This is a genomic window from Frankia sp. R82, from assembly GCF_023716925.1.
GTDB lineage: Bacteria > Actinomycetota > Actinomycetes > Frankiales > Frankiaceae > Frankia.
Map to the genome: position 1 here is coordinate 1 of NZ_JAMQQG010000108.1, position 3537 is coordinate 3537.

4 protein-coding genes are annotated in these 3537 nt (G+C 73.4%); 1 reads left to right on the forward strand and 3 read right to left on the reverse strand.

All coding sequences use genetic code 11. The features are described from left to right. The 3 genes from mshC to ND747_RS15860 form a co-directional block, all read right to left on the reverse strand. A partial coding sequence (gene mshC, locus ND747_RS15850) for a cysteine--1-D-myo-inosityl 2-amino-2-deoxy-alpha-D-glucopyranoside ligase (RefSeq protein ID WP_251734391.1) occupies positions 1–1013 on the reverse strand: 1013 nt, incomplete at its 3' end. A gap of 180 nt (positions 1014–1193) precedes the next feature. Continuing rightward, positions 1194–1979, reverse strand: a complete 786-nt coding sequence (locus tag ND747_RS15855; protein WP_251734392.1) for an SCO1664 family protein — start codon at positions 1977–1979, stop codon at positions 1194–1196. Between the two features lie 61 nt (positions 1980–2040). Further along, positions 2041–2910, reverse strand: coding sequence for an MSMEG_4193 family putative phosphomutase (locus ND747_RS15860; RefSeq protein ID WP_251734393.1), 870 nt, complete (start codon positions 2908–2910; stop codon positions 2041–2043). A gap of 133 nt (positions 2911–3043) precedes the next feature. Between ND747_RS15860 and ND747_RS15865 the strand changes: the two genes are divergently transcribed. Then, positions 3044–3537 (forward strand): helix-hairpin-helix domain-containing protein (locus ND747_RS15865; protein WP_285900614.1); only part of this gene is annotated, 494 nt, incomplete at its 3' end.

Below are 3537 nucleotides of genomic sequence, written 5' to 3' on the forward strand. Positions count from 1 at the left end.
CGCTCGAGCCGGGCCGTGGCGGCGCTCAGGCACGCGGGCGTCCACTCCCACTCGGCGGTGTGCCGGTGGTCGAGCAGGGCCAGGCGCACCGCGGCGGGGTCGGCGCCCGCGCGACGCAGGCGGGAGACGAACTCCAGGTTGCCGCGCGACTTCGACATCTTGTGGCCGTCCAGGCTGACCAGGGCGGTGTGCACGTAGCTGCGGGCGAACGGCCGGGCGGCGGACGCGACCTCGGCGTGCGCCGCGCTGCACTCGTGGTGCGGGAAGGTCAGGTCGGTACCCCCGCCCTGCAGGTCGACGACGCTGCCGAGGTGGTGGCGGGCGATCGCCGAACACTCGATGTGCCAGCCGGGCCGGCCGGGACCGAACGGGGAGGGCCACGACGGCTCGCCGGGACGGTGCGCCCGCCACAGCAGCGGGTCGAGCGGGTCCTTCTTGCCGGCACGGTCCGGGTCACCGCCACGCTCGGCGCACAGTGCGAGCATCTCGGGGCGGGGCAGCCGGGAGACCTCCCCGAACCCGGGGGCGGCGGCGACGGAGAAGTACATGTCCTCCCCGACCTGGTAGGCGGCTCCCGCCTCGACCAGTTCACCGATCATGTCGACGATCAGCCCGATCGCCTCGGCGACTCCGACATAGGCGTCGGGCGCGAGGATCCGCAGCGCCGTCATGTCCTCGCGGAACAGGGCGATCTCCCGGTCGGCGAGCTCCCGCCAGCCGATCCCGTCCCGCGCGGCACGCTCAAGAAGTGGATCATCCACATCCGTCACGTTCTGTACATATCGGACATCGGAGCCGGCGTCGCGCAGGACCCGCTGGACCAGGTCGTAGGTGAGATAGGTGAAGGCGTGACCGAGGTGCGTCGCGTCATAGGGCGTGATGCCGCAGACGTAGAGATACGCGGTGGGCCCCGGGGACAGTGGACGAACCTGACCGGTGGCGGTATCGAGGATCCGCAACGGTCGGCCACGGCCGGGAAGGGGACGTACCGGAGGAGATGGCCACGCCTGCATGCGTGTCAGCGTAGCCGCGAACGGTGGGTCCGGCGGTCGCAAGACGGGTAACCGCGGGCGTAATCGACCTGCCCAAACGTCTCGACGACAGGACCGCGAGGACCGGACCGTACCGGCAGAACCAGGGTGGGCAGGCGGGACCAGACCAGGCCGGGCGGTACCAGACCAGGCCGGGCAGGATTAGAACGGCGGCCAGGGGATGGGCGGCCAGTCCCCGGAGGGCAGCGGAAAGCGGCCCTCGTCGAGCAGGGTAGCCACCCGGACATCCAACGCGGCACGTTCGGTGACGGTCAGTAGTGGCTCGAGGCGGCGCCCGAGGTCTCCCGCGAGCAGGTCGGTGAGGATGTGCAGCAGCGTGGTCTCCTCCGCGGCCAGTCGGCGACCGCGCCACGTCCACAGCAGGGTGCGCAGTTTGCCCTCGGCGTGGAAGGTCACGCCATGGTCGATGCCGTGGATGCGCCCGGACGGCGCGGGCAGCAGGTGGCCGCCCTTGCGGTCGGCGTTGTTCACCACCGCGTCGAACAGGGCGATGCGGCGCAGCTGCGGGTCGTCGGAGCGGGTGAGGGCGACGAGGTCGACGGTGACGTCGGTGTCGATCCACAGCTGGGCCATGCCCGGGCCGAACGGCCCGTCGCGCAGGACGGTCGGCGGCACGATGCCAAGGCCGAGGGCCGCCGACACCTCGTAGGCGGCGAGCTCGCGGGCGGCCAGGGTGCCGTCCGGGAAGTCCCACAGGGCACGTTCGCCGCGAATCGGCTTGTAGACACACCGACCGGCGGTCTGGCCGGCGGTGATCTCGCAGTACAGCGTGGCGTTGCTGGCGTCGGTCATCCGGCCGGTCACGGTGAGCTCGCCGGCGCACAGCAGCTCGAGGGCGGTGCCGAGGTCGAGGCCACCGCAGTCGAGCGGATCGAGGGGCCGCCGCCCCGGCCCGAGGCCGGTCGGACCCACCGCGGTATCGCCCATCAGCCCAGTGTGTCCGGCCGGCGCCCGGACTGTCCCCGACCGGACGATGTGAGCCAGCTCTCTATGCCGACGGTGGAACCCAGGCTCCGGCGCCGCCGCCCACCACCGTGTCCGGATCATCCTGCTCCCGGTCCACCGGTTGCCCTCCTGCGCCACCGGACGAGGCAGGCACGTCCTCCCCACCGGACGCCGCGGAGGTGCCAGGGGCAACGCCCTGGGCCGCGCCACCGCCCTGGGCTGAACCGTCCTGGGCTGAACCGCCCTGGGCCGCGCCGGGGGGCGGTGGGAGCAGTTCGGTGACGTCGCCGCCGACGTCGTTGAGGCGGCGCACCAGCGGCAGCCGCTCCCCGTAGCGGATCACCGTGAGTGAACACGGGTCGATGGTGATCCGGTGGTAGAGGTCGAGGTGCAGACCGAGGGCGTCCGCGACGATGGTGCGGATGACGTCGCCGTGCGAACACAGCAGCCAGGTCGCGTCCGGGCCGAGCCGCTCGTTCCACGCCCGCACCGCGGCGACCCCACGGGCCTGGGTGTCGCGCAGCGCCTCCCCGTCCGGACCGGGGAACACCACGGCACTGGGATGGCTCTGCACCACCTTCCACAGTGGCTCCTTGGCCAGAACGGCGAGTTCCTTGCCCGTCCAGTCGCCGTAGTGGACCTCTCCGAAGCGCTCGTCGACGGTGACGTCCTGGCGCCCGCCGGGCGTGGCCGGGGTGTCCGGACGGCGGGTGGCGATGGCGTCCGCGGTCTGGCGGCAACGGTCCAGCGGGCTGGACACGATCGCCGACAGCGGCACACCCGACAGCCGCGTGCCCACCGCCGACGCCTGCGCCGCGCCGCGGTCGTCGAGACCGACGCCCGGCGTCCAGCCGAGCAGGATCTTGCCCGTGACGGCGGTCAGGCCGTGTCGGACCAGCAGAACCGTGGTCACGCGTTGTCCCTTCGCCGGTGATGGCGTTCACGCTACCGAGCCGAGGTCCCCTGCTCCGAGGAATGACGATCCGCGCTGGCCGGCCGCGGGCCCGTCCACCGGCGCGCGACGATCCGTGGTTACGCTTCCCGGCATGCCCGACGCGTACCCGAGCAGCACCGCCGTGGCTCCTGCCCCGCCCGGCGACGAGCCGGCCACCGACCCACACGCGGTGTTCGCCGCGTTCCATGAGGCCAGTCTGTGGCCGGGGTTGGGCCGCACTACCGGCAGCCGGCTGGCCGCGGCCGGTATCACCCTGCCCGAGCACGTCGACCTCGGCCGGCTCGGGCAGGTCGAGGGTGTCTCCGGGCCGCGGGCCCGCCGCCTGGCCGACAGTTTCCGGGCCGCGGCGGGCACCTACGCCGTCGTCGAGCTGCTCGTCGGGGCGGGCCTGCCGGCGCGGCTGGCCCGGGCGGCCACCGAACGGCTCGGCCCGAACGCCGCCGACGACCTGCGGACCGACCCGTGGGCACTGCTCACCGCGGACGCCGAGATCGGCCAGGCCGACCGGTTCGCCCGGATGCGCGGCCGGCAGCGCGACGACCCCCTGCGCGGCCCGGCGGTCCTCGCCCACCTGCTGGCCCGCGC